This window comes from Bacteroides sp. Phil13 (genome assembly GCF_001940965.1).
GTDB classification, from domain to species: domain Bacteria; phylum Bacteroidota; class Bacteroidia; order Bacteroidales; family Bacteroidaceae; genus Bacteroides; species Bacteroides intestinalis.
The window spans coordinates 1-19,324 of sequence record NZ_MSHA01000093.1; the positions used below are offsets into that span (position 1 = coordinate 1).

The 19,324-nt window shown below is 42.8% G+C and carries 15 protein-coding genes and 1 other RNA gene; 3 read left to right on the forward strand and 13 right to left on the reverse strand.

Annotated features, from left to right (window positions below; translation table 11 throughout):
• The coding region (gene nadC, locus BWI44_RS18395; RefSeq protein ID WP_286815781.1) for a carboxylating nicotinate-nucleotide diphosphorylase at positions 1-618 on the reverse strand (618 nt) is incomplete at its 3' end.
• On the reverse strand, positions 611-1,003 hold the full coding sequence (locus BWI44_RS18400) for a DUF4783 domain-containing protein (protein WP_044535040.1): 393 nt from the start codon (positions 1,001-1,003) through the stop codon (positions 611-613). The genes nadC and BWI44_RS18400, both read right to left, overlap by 8 nt.
• Positions 1,004-1,097: 94 nt before the next feature.
• Between BWI44_RS18400 and rlmH the strand changes: the two genes are divergently transcribed.
• Entirely contained in the window at positions 1,098-1,571 is a 474-nt protein-coding gene (gene rlmH, locus BWI44_RS18405) for a 23S rRNA (pseudouridine(1915)-N(3))-methyltransferase RlmH (protein ID WP_009132192.1), read from the forward strand.
• 8 nt (positions 1,572-1,579) lie between these two features.
• On the opposite strand, the gene BWI44_RS18410 is transcribed toward rlmH, so the two are convergent.
• The 11 genes from BWI44_RS18410 to BWI44_RS18460 form a co-directional block, all read right to left on the reverse strand.
• On the reverse strand, positions 1,580-4,414 hold the full coding sequence (locus BWI44_RS18410) for a bifunctional fucokinase/fucose-1-phosphate guanylyltransferase (protein ID WP_115502754.1): 2,835 nt from the start codon (positions 4,412-4,414) through the stop codon (positions 1,580-1,582).
• Positions 4,415-4,573: 159 nt separating this feature from the next.
• A complete protein-coding gene (locus tag BWI44_RS18415; RefSeq protein WP_007664833.1) occupies positions 4,574-5,110 on the reverse strand; it encodes a UpxY family transcription antiterminator in 537 nt (178 codons plus the stop codon).
• Positions 5,111-5,349: 239 nt separating this feature from the next.
• Positions 5,350-5,712 (reverse strand): MarR family winged helix-turn-helix transcriptional regulator, encoded by a 363-nt coding sequence (locus BWI44_RS18420; protein ID WP_007664834.1) that lies wholly within the window; start codon positions 5,710-5,712, stop codon positions 5,350-5,352.
• Positions 5,713-5,746: 34 nt separating this feature from the next.
• Entirely contained in the window at positions 5,747-8,185 is a 2,439-nt protein-coding gene (locus tag BWI44_RS18425) for an FAD-dependent oxidoreductase (protein ID WP_044532111.1), read from the reverse strand.
• Positions 8,186-8,440: 255 nt separating this feature from the next.
• Complete coding sequence (locus tag BWI44_RS18430; protein ID WP_195209674.1) at positions 8,441-9,907, reverse strand: clostripain-related cysteine peptidase; 1,467 nt, start codon at positions 9,905-9,907, stop codon at positions 8,441-8,443.
• A 52-nt stretch (positions 9,908-9,959) separates the two neighbouring features.
• Entirely contained in the window at positions 9,960-10,370 is a 411-nt protein-coding gene (locus tag BWI44_RS18435; RefSeq protein WP_117693369.1) for a hypothetical protein, read from the reverse strand.
• 192 nt (positions 10,371-10,562) lie between these two features.
• On the reverse strand, positions 10,563-11,423 hold the full coding sequence (locus tag BWI44_RS18440) for a sigma-70 family RNA polymerase sigma factor (protein WP_007209697.1): 861 nt from the start codon (positions 11,421-11,423) through the stop codon (positions 10,563-10,565).
• A 188-nt stretch (positions 11,424-11,611) separates the two neighbouring features.
• Positions 11,612-13,186, reverse strand: coding sequence for a trypsin-like peptidase domain-containing protein (locus BWI44_RS18445; RefSeq protein ID WP_115502758.1), 1,575 nt, complete (start codon positions 13,184-13,186; stop codon positions 11,612-11,614).
• Between the two features lie 231 nt (positions 13,187-13,417).
• Entirely contained in the window at positions 13,418-14,752 is a 1,335-nt protein-coding gene (locus tag BWI44_RS18450) for a transglutaminase-like domain-containing protein (protein ID WP_195209675.1), read from the reverse strand.
• Positions 14,753-14,791: 39 nt separating this feature from the next.
• Positions 14,792-15,958, reverse strand: a complete 1,167-nt coding sequence (locus BWI44_RS18455) for a dipeptide epimerase (protein WP_195209676.1) — start codon at positions 15,956-15,958, stop codon at positions 14,792-14,794.
• A gap of 45 nt (positions 15,959-16,003) precedes the next feature.
• Entirely contained in the window at positions 16,004-17,206 is a 1,203-nt protein-coding gene (locus BWI44_RS18460) for a C40 family peptidase (RefSeq protein ID WP_195209677.1), read from the reverse strand.
• Positions 17,207-17,554: 348 nt separating this feature from the next.
• Between BWI44_RS18460 and rnpB the strand changes: the two genes are divergently transcribed.
• Together rnpB and BWI44_RS18470 are read left to right on the forward strand one after the other, a co-directional pair.
• An RNA gene (gene rnpB, locus BWI44_RS18465) (RNase P RNA component class A) lies at positions 17,555-17,956 on the forward strand.
• A 26-nt stretch (positions 17,957-17,982) separates the two neighbouring features.
• A complete protein-coding gene (locus tag BWI44_RS18470) occupies positions 17,983-19,299 on the forward strand; it encodes a YihY/virulence factor BrkB family protein (protein ID WP_007664898.1) in 1,317 nt (438 codons plus the stop codon).
• Positions 19,300-19,324: the final 25 nt, after the last annotated feature.

A 19,324-nucleotide genomic window follows, 5' to 3' on the forward strand; every position in this document is an offset into this window, starting at 1 on the left:
CAGTTCATCGAAGTTGCGCACTTCAATCTCTATCTTGAGGTCTTTTCCTTTTTCCTTGCAATATTCTTTAGCACGATTGATAGCCTTGTCGATGCCTCCGGCAAAATCCACATGATTGTCTTTCAGCAAAATCATGTCGAACAGTCCGATACGATGATTTACACCACCGCCAATCTTCACAGCCATTTTCTCAAGAATACGCATACCGGGAGTAGTCTTACGGGTATCGAGCACACGCGTATTCGTACCTTTCAGTTTCTCGGCATATTTATGCGTCATGGTAGCAATGCCACTCATGCGTTGCATAATGTTCAGCATCAGGCGTTCTGTCTGCAACAAAGATTGCACCTTACCTTCCACTATCATTGCTATATCACCCGGTTTCACTTCTGCCCCGTCATTGATGAAGACTTCTACCTTCATAGTAGGGTCGAAACGACGGAACACTTCTTTGGCAACTTCGATACCAGCCAGAATGCCCGGCTCTTTAATCAAAAGCTTGGATTTACCCATCGCCGTAGCGGGGATGCACGAAAGGGTTGTATGGTCTCCGTCACCTATATCTTCTGCAAAGGCGAGATCTATCAGCCTGTCAATCAGTTCTTCTTCCTTATTCATTCGCTTTATCTATTCTTATTTGATGTATAACATATTTGTTCTGTACTTTTCTGAAGAAACAATTCACCCGAAAGTTTCCATTTGCGGTTCCCAAAGTGCCGATGATGAAACTCGATTCATCCCGTTTTCCTTCGTGATTCACATTGAAGCTACTGACTTTGTTCTCAGCAAAAAAATTAGCCATTGCTCCTTCTGCAGTTCGCTTGTCAGCATTGGTCGTACGATTGTGGATAATCAGATCCACCTTATCACCCAGATACCCGTTTAGTTCCTGAGAGTTTCCCTTTTTGAAGGCCGTAACCACCCCCACAGGTACGTCTTGAGCAAAGATCGAGGATACCCATAAGAAGAGGCTGGTCAACAATAAAACTACTCGTTTTTTCATAATCACAAGTATTAATGATACGCAAAGGTAAGCATTTATTGTAAAATACAATAAAAAAGCGCTAATTTTGTGCACGAATCAGAATGTAAGCAACATGAAAACAACTTTGCTCGTCGTAGGAAGAACCGTAGAACAACACTTTATAACTGCCATCAATGACTATGTGCAGCGTACCAAACGCTACTTGTCTTTCGATATGGAAGTCATCCCCGAATTGAAGAATACGAAAAGTCTTTCAATGGAAGTGCAGAAAGAAAAAGAGGGTGAATTGATATGTAAGGCATTCCAGCCGGGTGATGTGATTGTATTGCTGGATGAAGGGGGAAAAGAAATGCGCTCCATAGAGTTTGCAGACTATATGAAGCGCAAGATGAACACCGTAAATAAACGGCTTGTATTTGTCATCGGCGGACCGTATGGTTTCTCACAAAAAGTATATCAGGCGGCACATGAAAAAATGTCCCTTTCTAAAATGACGTTCTCGCATCAGATGGTGCGGCTGATTTTCGTGGAACAGTTGTACCGGGCCATGAATATACTCAACGGCGGCCCTTATCACCACGAATAACTGTCTCTTCAAGACCTTGAAATTTGGAACCCTGTTCCTGATAACGCCATCTCTACAAATCGTGCGCGAGGGTTCGGTACATCCTGCGTCAGTATCTCTCGGATTCGCAATGCAGCTTGCGGGTCTTTTGCCACCATATACAAGTAGCCTCCCCCACCTGCACCCGGCAACTTATACCCCAGTGTATAGTCCTTAATCTTACTGATAATTTCTTCCACCGCCGGAGGGTTAGTACCGCAATCCAGAGCTTTGTTCTGCATCCACGTTTTGCCAATCAGTGCACCATAGGTCTCAAAGTCGTTCCTTTGAATAGCTTCTGCCATATCCAATGCATGCGCCTTCATATCTTCCAATATTGCCAAATGGATAGATGAATTAAGGAACATGGAACGCACAATCTCTGCCAGGATACCTTTAGCAGTACGTGTAATTCCCGTATAATATAATAGGTGGCAATCACGATAATCAGGATGCGTAAAGAGATGTTCGGGCAACCAGTGTATCAACGGATTCTGTACAAATCCAGTTTCTGTTTGTAACAGTTTGATGCCTTGCAATACTCCGCCATACTGATCTTGCCAGCCACCACCCGTTGTCAACAACTGTTCCAAAGCAAGCGTACGACGGCATATTTCATTCTTATCCCACATCAAACCACAGAAATCACTCAAAGAGCCTAAAACCGTAGAAGCCAGTATAGAACTGGTTCCCAGCCCTGAGCCTGCCGGAATAGCAGATAATAAAGTAATCTCTATACCTGTACCGAATGCCTGTAACTGTTTCTCCAACGAGGGATAACCCACTTCTGAAAACGCCGGGCCAAAACCTGCCAACGTCAGCGCCGCTTTCGGAATAGAGAAAGGAGACCCAATCTTACAGTAATCCTGCAATTCCCCGAAAGTATTCACAACTTCCATCGCTCCCATATCAATAGAGCGCAAAACAATGCGATACTCTTTACAAGGCTTCACATAAACTTGCAAAGGAGGTTGCCCATTCAATTCAATGGCCAGATTCACTACATTTCCACCCGCAAAAAGAGAATATGGCGGAGTATCTGTCCAGCCACCCGCAACATCAATACGCACAGGACTACGGCCCCAAACAATCTGATCGCTATATACATTAAGGTGAGGACGGCTTTTCTTCTCATACAAATCAGAAAGGAGCCCTTCACGCAGCAGCCCGAAAGCCTCTCTTTCATCATTCTGAAAGTCTTTTCCATTCAGCTTGTCTATCTGCGCCCGAAGCATCCGGTTATGGATACGCTGCATCTGAGGTGCATCAGCCGGTAACACATCCGGTTTATCTATCTTCAAACAATGAAAATCTTCGGCAACATCAGCCAAATCCAATTGATAGAAGACACTCTTCTCATAATTGCGTGCCAGCAATTCCCAATTGCCTTTCCGGAAACTCTCGCGCTGTGCATATAATTGACGTAAATCTGCTTTCGCTGAAATTTCATCGGCAGAGAGACGTTGACTGTTCAACCAGATTTTCTTACCTTCCGCCAATTCCAGTTCCGAAGTCATCCAGCAAAGTACCTTGCCCATCTGTTCTATATCTTCTACTACTGGAAAGATTCCGGCAGCCTGTAAGTCGTCTTTCCTTCCAATTACATCATCCGGAGTCAATCCACGTTTCGCCAACCAACCTATGAAGGGCATTCCCAGGAACAAAGTCTTTTCATCCTGGATATCTCCTTTAAATACATCATCAAAGCCATACGGACGAACCACCCAACGCTTCTCCGCAAGAGGCACAATGTCTACACACACTCCATCCGGCAGTGCCAACGTCCAGTCATTTCTCGGTACGCCTGTGATAATTTGCCGGGAACCAATCTTCCACGATGCACCAACAAAGCTGTTTTCAATCCAAAGATTATCATTATTAGAAGAAAGAGTTACCCCTATTTCTGCATTCTGCACAAAGATTGCAGGATTTGGTTTTACTTTCCGGTGCATAATCTGACGCTGATCATACACTTTATTCTGTAAAGTGACAGTTGAGGAAAGTAATTCACGGCTCGTTCCATAGTGGTAAAATTCACCACCCGGTAAAGGTAAAATAGCCACAGACAGCTTATTCAACTCATCATCAATAATGCGCGGGTGGTTACCCAGAGACAAACCGAAGTCTGAATATAAATCATAGTACTTCAAATCAGAATACGAAGCATCTTTCTGCGAACGTTTCATCAATAATTCCACCGCCCGATCGCTCAGCAACCAGATACCTATGTCCATCAGAAAGAGATGAGTCTTGGAAAGATTTTCCAACTCTTGCAATGAAGGCTTCTGCAACATAAAATCCAACGCTTCCGGCTGTTTGCGGTCAGAAACAAACACCCCATGATGTGTTGCTAATACCGGATCTACCCAGAGTCCATAACATACCACATCTGCATCCGGTATATCCTGCAAAGGTTTCTCGGCACGAATATAGACATCACCACTCGCAATCAGTGTACGCAACTTTTCCGGTGCCCGCTCCATGATTTTCTCATAAAGTGGAACTTGCAAGGATAATAAGTTTTGCCCCAGCTTCTGCCCGCGTGCCCAGCGAAATACCGGTATTGGGGTTAATATCTTTCCGGAGGGAGCATATCCCGGCAGGCGGCGGCTTTGTCCACCGGCATGCAACAGGATACGTTTCTCTGTTGAGTGTTCTGTTTGTTGGTTTCTATACCATTCGCGCAAGAGCCAGGTTGTTCCCCCACCCGATCCCAGTTTCATCCCTACAGGATCAGAAGTACAAAACCATTCCGTACGGTCTACATTTTCCAGTTCATAGAATGCCGACACAAGATTAGGCGGCAAGGATAATAATTTTTGCATATCCGATTGCTATAATGCTTAATATATTAGCTGCAAATTAAAGCAATCTTAAGCAAAATCCACGAAAAATTTTAATGATTTTGAAGATGAAGATAGAAATATCCTCGCACGAAGAAAATAGAAGCGAAACTTAAGTGTAAAGCCTATACAAAGATTCTCCTATATCTGTTCAATTAAAGAAGGATGGATAAAAGCCGTGGCCACAGCCATAAGACCCTGAATAACAACAACCACACGACGATCATCTTTTATACGAACAAATTCACCTTCTACACCTTCAAAAACGCCACCGGTAATGCGAACACGCTGTCCTCTCTTCAGATTAATAGTAGTGGGGTCTAAGTAGACAACCTGCTGATCGCAATTACCCGCAACAGCTATGAAACTCCGCATTTGTACATCCGGAATCGTAATAGGTTGTTGAGTTTCGCAATCCATGATGTAGCGAATTGGAAGAATAGCTCCTTTAGCCTCTTTTATCTCTTCAAGTTGCTTTCGGGTGGAGCGAACAAAGACCAGATTATGAATAGCAGGAACAAGCTTGCGGATTTTACATTCATTCCTCACAATATACTCATAACGCATTGGAATAAAATTCTCTATTTGCTTGCTGTCCAGATAATTTTTCAAGGCCAACTCGCGGCTATAAGTAATACGCAGGGGATACCAATTCAGATCGGCGGAGCTTGTATTCACAATAGGATTTTTTATATAGCATTTAGACTTTTACTATGTATGAACTAATAAATTAGCCACAATAATGCAGACTTAATCGTTCATCCAACGGACGCAAAGTTAAAGCGTAACAATGAGAATACAAAATATTACGATAAAGAAAAAGCAGTTCCGAGTAGAAGCTTTTCCATGAAATACAAAAAGTAGACTTCCCGTTGACAAGAAGTTAAGAGTTTGTCAACAGGAAGTTAACCCTTTTTCTATTTTTCCAGCATATCTACTACTTGCTGTAATAATGCAGGCATTTCATGGTTGGAATTCTTAATCGTATGAATCTGCTCTTTTCCTTCCGCAGTCAGTGAGAAATACATTTGGCGTTTATCGACTTTACCGATAATGCGGGCAATCAACTTCTTCTCCTCCACAGAGCGTATTAGCTTGGAAGTATTAGAATGAGTAAGTCCTAATGCTTCTGCTATTTCTCCGGAAGTGAGCCGGGGATTATCCAGAAGTGCACAGAGCAACATCCCCTCATTCAACGAGAGGTTGTATTGCTGGATAAATTGGGTTTCAAACTCGGCTATCGCCCGATAAACATCACGAATTTTACATAAATCCTCCATATATTCTCTTTTTTATTTGTTAAATAACAAATTACTAGATGAAAAGGTTGACATTGGCTTTATCTGCCCGCTCCATGTAAGTAGCAACACCACCGATAGTTACCTCATCCAACAGTTCTTCACGACTGATTCCCATCATATCCATTGACATCTGGCAAGCTATAAATTCTACACCCTGTGCGAGAGCCTGAGAACGAAGTGATTCCAAAGAATCCACACCTTTTTGTTTCATAAGGAAACGCATCATCCGGCTACCCATGCCAAACATATTCATTTTGGATAACTTCAATTTCAAAGAACTGGAAGGAAGCATCATGCCAAACATCTTACCAAAAATATCTTTCTTAACTTTCGGCTTCTGCACTTTCTTCAGAACATTCAATCCCCAGAAAGTGAAAAAGACCGTAACCTTCTGTCCTGTTGCCGCAGCACCATTTGCCAATACAAAGGTAGCCAAAGCTTTGTCTAAATCATCACTGAAAAGGATCAAAGTTTTTCCCCTACCCGCTATTGCTCCGGCAGACGATGGACAAACAGCAGCCGGATCACCTTTCTCTATAGTTACTGTATAACGGCCTTTTTCTTCATGACTTCCTATCAGACGGTTTCCCGTCGTATCACACCATGCCGAAGCATCACGTGCAAATCCGGCATCAGTTGCCACAATCTCCACTTGTTCTCCCGGAGCAAGAGTATCCATTGCCTTTTTAACTTGCATGATAGGCCCCGGACATTGCAGGCCACAGGCATTAATTTTCAATGGCTCTTTAGAAGAACTCACCGTAGATTCTATTGAATTAACCTGCGGTATGGCAACTTTATCGGGTACAGGCGCTACTGCAGCAGAATAGAGTTTATATCCTCCTGAGAGGTTACGCACATTCCGATACCCATTTCCCATCAGGATGCGTTGTGCCAGATACCCACGCAACCCTACCGCACAAAACAAGACAACCGGCTTGCTTGCAGGAACTTCCGACATACGATCTCTTAAATCATCCAAGGGAATATTAATTGCTCCCGGAATAGAACCGAAAGAAAATTCCTCGGGAGTACGGGTATCTATCAACATGACTTCATTCTTCTGCTGTACCAGTTCGCGCCAGGTAATAATGGGCATTGCACCGCTTATTATATTAGAAGCCACATATCCTGCAATGGCAATAGGATCTTTAGCCGAAGAGAACGGAGGTGCATAAGTGTGCTCTGTTTCCATCAGATCGTAAACCGTCCCGCCTCGCTTAATAAGTCCGGCAATCTGGTCGATACGTTTGTCCACTCCTTCATAACCAATGCACTGTGCACCATATAATTTTCCCGTAACAGGATGGAAAGTTAATTTTAAAGTCAGTGGCAATGCATCCGGATAATAGCCCGCATGAGAAGCAGAATGGGTTACAGAACTCTGATATTCCATCTCCCATTGCTTCAAGCGCTTAGCAGCAAGTCCTGTAGAGGCAACAGTCATATCAAAGACTTTGGCAATAGAAGTACCAATAGCACCTTCATAAGAAACTTTATTGCCAAATACCATATTATCAGCCACAATACGTCCTTGACGATTGGCTGGATTAGCCAGATAATTAAGCCATGGTTTTCCGGTCAGCGGATGCGGATATTCAATTGCATCCCCTACGGCATAGATATCTTTCTCAGAAGTTTCCAGATACTCATTCACCCAGATACCTCCGGCTTCTCCTATTTTTAATCCGGCATCTTTGGCCAAAGCAGTTGCCGGACGTACACCGATAGAAAGCAATACCATATCTGCCGGAATTGTCTTCCCACTTTTCAAGAAAACTGTAATACCTTGCTCTGTGCGCTGAAAATGGGTTACTCCTTCTTCCAAATAAAGTGAAACATCCTTCTGAACCAGATGCTGATGAACAGGAGCAGCCATAGAGAAGTCAATAGGTGCCATTACCTGATTGCCCATTTCCACTACAGATACAGAGACTCCTGCATGATGCAGATTTTCCGCCATTTCCAAGCCGATAAACCCTGCACCAACTACGACTGCACGTTTTACAGCATGTTCTGTGAGATAAGATTTAATACAGTCGGTATCTTCAACATTACGAAGGGTAAAGATTCCCTCTGAATCAATGCCTTCTAACGGTGGCCTGACCGGAGTAGCTCCCGGTGACAACAAAAGCTTATCATAAGTTTCTTCATATTCGCCTCCGTCAATCGTACGAACCGTAATGGTTTTATTCTGCGGATGAATGGCAATCACTTCATTCTCTACACGAACATCCACTCTGAAGCGCTGACCGAAAGAAGCCGGCGTCTGCACCAGTAGCTTCTCACGTTCGTCAATCACGCCACCAATATAATAAGGTAGACCGCAATTTGCATACGATATATACTTTCCCTTCTCTAATAGAAGGATATCAGACTTTTCATCTACCCTTCTCAATCGTGCCGCCGCTGTAGCTCCCCCGGCAACACCTCCAATAATTATATACTTCATACTTCTTTATTTTAGTTTTGATGGTGCAAAGAAAATAATATTTTCTTGAATAAAATAGTTTCCACCGGAAAATAATGTTAAAACACAGCAAAACAGTACAATAACCAAGATAATTACTATCATAAAACATGGAACATAAAGAGAAGAAGAAAGTTCATAAATGCAAGATATAAGTTAACAGGAAAGTACACACACATTTGTTTCAAGGCATATTTATGCCTCGAAAGATCATATAACAACCCTAAAAATTGAGAATTACCAACCGAGTTTTTCGAAACCGGCAGATGTATACCACTCAGTAGAACGGTATGCCTTATCAGTGGCAGTATTAGAAGTCGAAGGAATATAACAGGATACACCGTTAGTTCCTTCCATAGAGAACATACTCTGGAAAAAACCAGAAAAGTTCATAGGAGTAGTAACCCAATATGCTACAGCTGAATTAAAAATCTGTTTCCATGCTTCATAAGCATTATCATCAGTAATCATTCGCATCATGCCCACCAGATTATAATACCCTACATGTCCATCCTGATATCCATCAGAACCACGACGTTTATCATAATCAAATACTGATTTACGAAGTGATGCATTATCAACCGTTCCGGGTAAAATTTGCTTTGTTAAGACAGCCAAATCAACTAATGGCTCGGTTCTCAAAGCACATACAGAAGCACCACCAGTCCAATTAGTATTCGAAATTCCATTACCCTCATCATATTTAGCTGCATAAGGTTCATAATAAGCCTTGGCTATATCTACTGCCGCATCTTCTGAAAAAAACATAGCAGGTACTAATTCATCATACGAAGCGCCAGGACCCGGTATCTCTGTTGGAGAGCCAATACAATAATCCGTGTAGTCACGCAATTCATAAGCGACCTCTACCGATTGCATAAAACAAGCATCAAACAGGATAAAATCAAAATGAGGAGCAGTCTCTAAGATCTCGACAAATTCAGAAATATTCATTCTCTTATCACCGTTACCTATATCTTGCCCCACCCAGCGGGTATTAGCGCCTAACGGATAAGGAAGCCAGCCGTCACCATGCGACCAGTAAACCAATCCATAACTATCAGCCTGATATTGAGTATTTGAGAAAACAGCTGCAAAGACTTCCTGCGTTTCAGATACACCTACCGAATTACGACTAGAGTAAGTCTTTACTACCTTTTCTACAACTGTCCCATTTTCATTTTTCAATTCAAGCAACTGAGGAGATCCACCTTTATCTATATAAACCAGGAAATTCACATCAACATCTTCCACTTTTGCCATACCTACCTTCATTTCCTCAAAGTCCAGTAAAGCAAATCCAGAAAGGGTGTTATCTGCAGCAACATATACTAGCACCGTGCGACTACTCTTAAGTGGATCACCCGGTTCAACCGTTACCGTACAAATAGCAGTTTTCCCGCCATCCTCAGTAATGACAGTAATCGTAGCAGTTCCCGGTTTTAGAGCTCTAATCTTACCATTGGTATCAACCGTAGCAATATCCGGATCACTTGATTTCCATGTTACATTCTGATTGGTAGCATCATCCGGAGTAATGGTAGCAGACAAAGTCACATTCCTCCCCTCTTTTAACGAAAGGGCGCTCTCATTCAATGTAACGCTTGTTACAGCAACGATATCCGGCTCCTGTGGATGATCTTCACAGGCCACAAACAATACAAAAAAACAAATCCACAGAAGAAAATCAAGTTTAGTTCTCATGGTTACAAGTAATAATGGATAGCTCCTTGTTTCAGCAAGGAAGTGAAGCCGACTATTCTTCCGGCTTCTTGAAGCGGAATGCATCAGAGTCGATAGGCATCAACACTATCGATTTATTCTTCTTATATTTACCTTTTACTTTTGCTGACTCTTTCTCCAACTTCTTTTTATTCTCAGAGAAATAAATCATGCAAGTATAATCAGGACATTTCAAATCAAATTCCAAGTAATTCTTTAACTGATACGTATAAAGATCACGTTTAGGCAGGAAACCACCTTTATCCAGCTTGACACTATCCAACACTTGGATATCAGTAAAATACACTACCGTGTCATTGAAAGAGGCAGCAACACCAAATGCATACACAGCCTTTTCCTTGCCTTCTTTTCCTTTTTTGAATGAGAATGCCGAGCATACCATAAAAACCAACGCTACGGCAAAAAGTATACGAACGTATTTCATAATCTGTTTTTTGTTATATGTTGGTGGCAAAGATAATGCAAACCGAGAGCAAAATAAAATGAATTCATTCATTTTTTTATGCTAAAGCGCAGCTCATCTTCACTTTTATGGTAAAAAAACAAAAAAACCGATGATCATAATATGACCACCGGTTTTTAATTCTTTCTATTTGTCGGAAATTGATATTTCTTATTATCCCAAATAAGACTTGAGCAATTTACTACGATTACTTTGTCTTAATCTTCTAATTGCTTTTTCTTTAATCTGGCGTACACGTTCACGGGTCAAACCGAATTTGTCGCCGATTTCTTCCAATGTCATTTCTTGTTGTCCGATACCGAAAAACATCTGTATGATTTCTTTTTCCCTATCGGTTAACGTAGAAAGTGCTCTATCAATTTCCCTCGCAAGAGACTCGTTCACCAAAGAGCGATCCGCCATAGGAGAGTCGTCGTTTACCAACACATCCAGCAAGCTGTTGTCCTCCCCCTCTACGAAAGGTGCGTCCACCGAAATATGGCGTCCGGATACCTTCAACGTATCGGAAATTTTGTCAACAGGGATTTCCAGTTCATCTGCCAACTCTTCGGGAGACGGGCGACGTTCATTTTCCTGTTCAAACTTGGAGAATGCTTTGCTGATCTTGTTCAGCGATCCTACCTGGTTCAACGGAAGACGCACAATACGCGACTGCTCTGCCAAAGCCTGCAAAATGGACTGACGTATCCACCATACAGCATAACTAATGAATTTGAAACCACGTGTTTCATCGAACTTTTCAGCGGCCTTGATCAGTCCTAAATTACCCTCGTTAATCAAGTCGGGCAAACTCAAACCTTGGTTCTGGTACTGCTTGGCCACAGATACAACGAAACGCAGATTGGCACGTGTCAACTTCTCCAGTGCGATACGGTCACCCTTACGGATGCGTTGAGCGAGCTCTACCTCTTCTTCGACAGTTATGAGGTCTTCGCGACCGATTTCCTGCAAATACTTGTCAAGAGAAGCGCTCTCTCTGTTAGTGATACTTTTTGTAATCTTAAGTTGTCTCATTCTTCTAAAACAGATTTGGGTTGCAAAGTTACGACATTTAATTTAGTTATAAGCTAACTTGCCCTAACTTTTTTACTTATTCACTATACTATTATAAACAAAAAGAATGCCGACAAGTTAGTTGTCGACATCCTTTTTCTTCTTTGTTAGCTAATATTACAATCTTCTTACCTAAAAGTCATACCTTTCTATTCTTGAGTCAGATCCACTGCATAATTAGCACGTTTGCCTGACGGGAACATACCTGTAATAAAGAGTACCTGATCCGGAGACTTCGTAGCTTCCTTCATGACCTTTTCCAAGTCCTCTACAGTTTTCATCTGTACGCCATTGGCTTTTAAGATAATGAAGCCTTTACGAATACCGGCAGCTCCCATCTTGCCACTGTTAACACCTGTTACTTCAAGACCATAACCCAGATTCAGTTGTTTCTTCAATTCATCAGGTATAGGACGGAAGGCTGCACCAAGAATATCCATTCCTGCATCTTTTACTACTTTTGTAGTACCTTGTTCATTTTTCAGCGTCACTTCAACAGTCTTTTCTTTCTTATCACGTATCAATTTCACTTTAACCTTATCACCGGGACGATGTTTTGCCAAAGCTTCCTGTAAATCGGCAAATTTATGAATAGGTTTATCGTCAATACCGATAAGAACGTCGTCAACCTTGATATCGGCACCTGCAGCAGAACTACCTTCTACGATTTCTCCTACTAAAAGGCCATCAACAACACCTGATTTTTCACGAGCCTCTTTTTTAAATTCACTCAATTTCTTGCCACTCTTATCTACCGGACGTTGAGTATCACCCGGTTCTTCTACAAGCGGAGTAACAGCAACACCCAGTTTTACACGTTGAACTGTACCGAATTGTTTCAAGTCAGCAACAACTTTCTTCATGATACTGGTAGGAATGGCAAAACCATAACCCGTATTTGATCCCGTCGGAGAGAAAAGAGCAGCATTGATACCAACCAATTCACCGCGTGCATTTACCAAAGCCCCCCCACTATTACCTTGATTAATAGCAGCATCAGTCTGGATGTACGACTCAATGCTTTCCGTACCAGTCTGCTGCCCCATTCCTAACGAGCGTGCTTTAGCACTAACAATACCTGCAGTCACTGTAGAAGTCAGATTAAACGGATTACCTACAGCAAGCACCCATTCACCAACTTTCAATGCATCGGAGTCACCTACCGGAATAGTAGGAAAATCATCTCCCTCTATTTTAATCAAGGCAAGGTCCGTGACTTCATCCGTACCAATGATACGTCCTTTAAGCTGACGGTTGTCATTCAGCGTTACACTGATTTCATCCGCACCGGCAATTACGTGATTATTCGTTACGATATATCCGTCTTTAGAGATGATGACACCGGAACCAAAACCTGTACGTTCAGGAGTCTGAACCTGTCGTCTTTGTGTACCACCCCGACCACCAAAAAATTCACCGAAGAAATCAGAGAACGGGTCTCTAACTTCTACTTCCTGAACTTTGGAAGCTTGAGTAGAACGAATATGTACCACGGCGTGAACTGAATTTTCTGCTGCTTGCGTCAAATCTACAGGTTGCGCATCAACGGCATTATAAGAGGCCAAACGTACGTTCGGATTCTGCTGGAACATATCACTAAATGCAGCAGTACTATCAGCAGGCATATTTTTTTGCAGCATCTTATAGGCGGTTAAACCTGCTACTCCTGAACTGAGAAGTACAATAGCTGCAACCCCAAGAATGTTTTTTGTTGTCTGTTTCATACTTAATTTCTATTCTTTTAATTGTTAATATTCAAATCTCGTTTAACATTTCGACGTTAAAATAACGACAAAAATCGTTCACTTATTCCGCTTGTCACTCTTTTTTGTTCTCTTTTAACAGTGAACTTTTGGGGCTTAACAGCGGTTAACGGCAAGACCTGACAATTTTACATTTATGCACGTTTACTGACGTGAAAATAAGGCAGATAGACGTTAAAACAAAATACATCCTTAATTATCAAGGTATTCTATATCCATGTGATAATCCCATTTCGGGAAGTAAAGATTGCCTCCCTCCCATTCCACTTCACCACGCTGGAAGTCAACGGTTTCACTGCGGGGATATTTCTTTTCGGGCATCAAAGGCATACCGTAGTCACTATTCACAATCATACGCCAGGAGTCGATGCCCCCCAGGAAGAAATATTCTTCATCTGCATTACGGGCGAAAGTAGGAATACCAAATGATTGATCTACAGGCACCCAACCGATACCTTCAAAATAGATCTCTGCCCAGTCATGCAGATTCCACGCTTTGGGATGCATCATGAAACCGCTTTGGAAATGCGCAGGAATGCCACTGATACGACAAAGTGTAATGAACAACAGACTAACCTGACCGCAATCGCCCTTATTGTTATCCAGAACATATTCGGGGATATTCTCTATTGTAGAGTATTCACATGCAGAAGCCCAGGGAAAGTTATCATTCACCCAACGAAAGATGCGTTTAGCCTTTAAGAAGGGATTGGTTTCACCCTCTGTCAATTTGGCAGCAAGCTGACGCATACGCGGTGAAAAGATGATATGCTTCTCACGCTCGGCCGTATATTCCTTATATATAGAGGAGGTCGTGTCATAAGGCTGAACATCTTCCGGCTTCAGATTATGCCATTCAGCATTGGCAGTATACTCAAAGCTTTCGGAGAATACGGTCGGCTCATCCTGCACGGCACGTTTCTCCATATAAAGAGTGCTGTGAAGGCAATTCTGCGGAGAAAACGTATATTCCGGTTCGCTGGCAGCAATAAACTTCACATCCTGTTGTCGTGGCTGGTCAGTACGCGGATAAGGAAGCCAGCAACGAATCAACTCTCCGGCAGGAACAGCATTGCTGTCTACAGTAAGGGTATAGGTGACACGCATTCGTTTGGGGGTGGTAATCGGATTACCACTCTTCTTCACACTTGCAATAACTTCAGGCAGATTTTCCATATTCACCTTTTCACTTCCACTAAAAGAAACACCGTCTTTCGCAGCTTTTATCTTATAGCAGGCAGAGTCCACGCGGAATAAGTTAGGCCCGGCATTGCGGAAATAACGTTTCTCGCCATCCAGTGTCATACATTCCAAAGCCTTGGAAGCTTCCCATTGACGCATTTGCTCATCAGTAACATCAGGAATATACTTGCGGATGTAGTCTTTCACTTCAGTTTCTGTACGAGAGAAATCGGTAAGGAGACGTTGATGCAGGTCTTCTTCCCAGGTGTAAGGCTTGTTTTCGGGTTTCGTTGTACAAGCAGTGGCCAAGAAGAATAGAGCGGCGGCATACAATACTTTTTTCATAATGATTATTTTTATAGATGATGATGGGACAATACCACTTTATAGTTTCACAACTCCGATACCCGGCAAATCAGGTAGTGTAATCTTACCCTTTATCACTTCCATTCCTTTGAAACGGTCGTTAGCAATAAGCAGATTACCATCCAGATCGGCAAAATCAACTGCAGGAGAGAATTGAGCGGCGGCGGAACATGCACACGATGTTTCTGTCATACACCCCACCATCACTTTCATACCCAAAGCACGCGCCAATGTCACCATCTTCCAACCCTCGCGCATACCTGTACATTTCATCAACTTAATATTGATACCATGAAATGCATCTTTCAAACCAGCCACATCACTCAGCCGTTGCAAAGATTCATCGGCAAAGATAGGCAACGGACTTTGCTGCGTCACCCAAGCTATGTCATCCAACTGGGTCTTAGGCATTGGTTGTTCAATCATTACAATTCCTTTTTCATGAAGCCAATGTATCATGTCGATAGCATAATGTTTATCCGTCCAACCCTGATTGGCATCTACGGCAATAGGAAGACTGGTTACGGAACGAATGGTTTCAATCATCTCCTTGTCATTCTCACGTCCCAGTTTTACTTTGAGGATATTGAACTGATCCGCACATTCCTTCGTTTTCTCACGTACCACCTCGGGTGTATCAATGCCGATAGTGAAAGTAGTAGAAGGGGCTTTGTCCTTATCCAGTCCCCAAATCTTATACCACGGGGCTTGCAGCAATTTTCCCACAAGATCATGCAATGCAATATCTACAGCCGCTTTAGCAGCAGCATCTCCCGGCGAAAGTTTATCCACATAAGCCAGAATATCTTCCAACTGGAAAGGATCAGGAAACTGCCCGATGACATCCTGCACTTTCTTCAGGAAAGCCATTACACTTTCCATTGTACCCAACTCTTTCTGCAGATAGGGCGGCATGGATGCTTCGCCATAACCGGTAATTCCATCATATTCAATCTCCACTTGTACATCAGGAGTTGTGGTGCGTGAGTAAGTAGCCACCGTAAATACATGGCGCAACTTCAACTCATACGGGAAGAAACGCAATTTCATCCTAGCATTCACACCACTTTTATTGATATTGAACAGAGACGGGGTGCTTTCCCCTGCAAATACATTGTTAATAGCCACACTGGAACCTAATGCAGCGAAAGCCGCTGTTTTCAGGAAATCTCTTCTGTTTTGCATATGATTCGTTTTTTAATTATTAGATGATGATGGGAGAATTACGGATTATTCATAATAAGGGTTTGTTGCCGTTGTATTCAGGGATTCTTCCTTATTTATATAAGGTAACACACGCGTAGCAAACAACAGCCGTCCGAGGTTATATTCATCAAAGAGTTCGTCGGCAGGATCAAAACTACTGACATGCACATCTCCCTGTGAATGAATGAACCGTTTATCCCCAATATACATTCCCACATGTACCACACGCTCTTTACGATCTGCCGTAGCTTTACGGCCGAAGAAAATCAAATCCCCCGGTTGCAGGTTACTAAAATCAGGAGCAATATCGATATGCTCGCCCACATAGGCTTGTTGCGAAGCATCACGCGGAATAATAATATCATGTATGAACAGAATGGTACGCATGAAACCGCTACAATCAATTCCTTTGGAAGAAGTACCCGCCCAAAGATATGGAACGCCCATTAATGTGTGTGCCGTATGGATAATACTGGCAGCATCTTGTTTCAAAGAAGCCCGCCATCTACTTTCCGGCATAGAGATGGATTTTGAGATATACCCCGTCCGTCCATCAGGATAAGCAACTTTATAGTAAGCACCTTTGCTTCCCTCCCACTTCAAGCGGTTACCTGCAACCACATCAGAAACAGTCTGGGAAGTTTGATTAGGTTCGGAATACACGAAGCCGTAATGAGAAGTCACCACAATTTTCTCTGTCGCATTCCAGGCATGAAGTTCTTCTTTAGTGACCGGATGAATACCTACACGGTGCACCCAGGCAATGTAATTATCCGGTGTCTGAATGCGATACCAGCCGTCGCGTTGCAACACGCGGATGGGCATTCCCATCAATCCCTGCGTCATCATTTCGGATGAGAAATCCGGTTCTACACGAAGATTGGATACCGATACATTAATGATGCCATATGTTTTTCCTTCCAGCCCAGCCTCATCCGGCAATACCTGCAGACAGTCCATCACTTTATAATTGGCTTTCGACAATCCATTGAGAAGAGCAGCTTTCGCTTCAGGAGAGGTGGTTACACCACGTAACATCACATTCTTACCGGCAAAGGAATAATCTACATCAAAAAGTGCCACTCGTTTGTCCGGAGCATACTGACGTTTCAAACTGTCGGATAACTGTGCCACATCGGCAGGAATAGCCCTGTCCCCGACTTCCGAAGCCACCGAACATAACGAAGCGAAAAAGAACAGGGATACAATAGGAATAAGTCTTTTCATTAGCTAAAATGATTTGGGGGTTATTAAGTATTAGCAAAGTTAGAAATAATTTCTATTTTGGTTATATATTTTCAGGAATATTAAGATATAGTTTTAGAATGAAACCCACCATCTCCGTATCAAGGCCGTACCAAAACCGTACCAACTCCGTATCAAGTCCAAGCGTATAGACACGGAGCAGGTACGAAGTTGATGTGGATCAGACAGAAAGTAGATAAAACATTGATTATGTCCGCTTGCAAAGAAGAATAAAAAGAGGAACAAACGCTTCATTCTTCAGAAGAAGTTAAAAAACTCGGCAAGGTTTTGTATCCGCTGGCATAAAAGTCGTATCTTTGCCCAACAAAAGCAGTTGGTCGGTCTGTCGCTTGCGCCTCGGCGTATGAGGAAAGTCCGGGCAACACAGAGCATCCCACTTCCTAACAGAAAGCTGTCCGCGAGGGTAGAGTAACGTAGAAGAAAACAACCGCCTGCGTCTTCGGGCGTCGGTAAGGGTGAGAAGGTGGGGTAAGAGCCTACCAGTCTTGTGGCGACACAAGGGCTGTACGTCTTGGGAGTTGTAAGGTCATGTAAACCGACACTATGAGAGCTGCTCGCTCCATGTCGGAGGGTAGACCGCTAAAGCTTGTATGGTGACATACGGCTCAGATAAATGATAGACACCTTGATGAATGAAGAATTAAGAATGAATAATGAAGAATTCTTCCTGAAAACAAGGGACAGAACCCGGCTTACAGACCGACTGCTTTTTTTTAATAAAGAACTGAGAATGAAGAATGAATAAACGTATTACTGCTCTTTGGAAATTCCTGACATACGACATTTGGCGTATTACGGAGGACGAAGTCACTAAAACGACCTTCTCCCTCTATAATATTATCAAAACAATCTACCTCTGCATTAACCGTTTCACCAAAGACAGACTGGTAAACAAAGCTTCTGCACTGACTTACAGCACACTGCTCGCCATTGTTCCCATTCTTGCCATCCTGTTTGCCATCGCACGCGGATTCGGCTTCGACAATCTTATGGAAAGCCAAGTACGAATGGGATTTGGAGGACACAATCAAACGACGGAAGTAATCCTGCAGTTTGTCAATTCTTACCTGTCGCAAACTAAGAGTGGCATATTCATCGGAGTGGGTTTAATCATGTTGTTATGGACGGTTATCAACCTGATCAGCAGTATTGAAATCACGTTCAATCGTATTTGGGAAATAAAAAAAGCGCGGAGTATGTACCGTAAAATCACGGACTACTTCTCCATGTTCTTACTGATGCCTATATTGATTGTGATTTCGGGTGGTCTCTCTATCTTCATGTCTACCAGCTTAAAGTACATAGAAGACTTTGTTCTGCTGGCTCCTATCCTGAAGTTCCTGATACGCCTGATACCTTTCGTACTGACGTGGTTTATGTTCACGGGACTGTACATCTATATGCCGAATACCAAAGTAAGGTTTAAGCCTGCACTCATCTCAGGAATTCTTGCAGGAACGGCACACCAGGCATTCCAGTTTCTCTATATCAGTGGTCAGCTATGGGTATCGCGCTATAATGCCATTTATGGTAGTTTTGCCGCACTCCCTTTATTTCTGCTTTGGCTTCAGATATCATGGACCATTTGCCTGTTTGGCGCAGAGCTGACCTACGCAGGACAAAACATCCGGAATTTCAGCTTTGACAAGGATACCAAAAATATCAGCAGAAGGTTCCGGGACTTTGTTTCCATTCTTATCATGTCTCTTATAGCCAAGCGGTTTGAAGAGAATATTAAGCCGTACACTGCCGAAGAAATGTCCGAAGAATGCCAGATTCCTATCCGCTTGACGCATCAGGTGCTATACGAGCTACAGGAAATCAACCTGCTGCATGAAGTGGTAGATGAAAAAGACGAGGTAATCGGTTATCAGCCTGCAATGGACATCAACAAACTGAATGTCGCACTATTGTTGGACAGACTGGATACGCACGGTTCGGAAGATTTCAAGATCGATAAGGAAAAAGAATTCAGCGATCAATGGGATGTGCTGATGAAAGCACGCGAGGAGTATTATAAGAGTGCCAGCCATGTATTGCTGAAAGACCTGTAAATTAGTGATTAGCGGTAAGTGATAA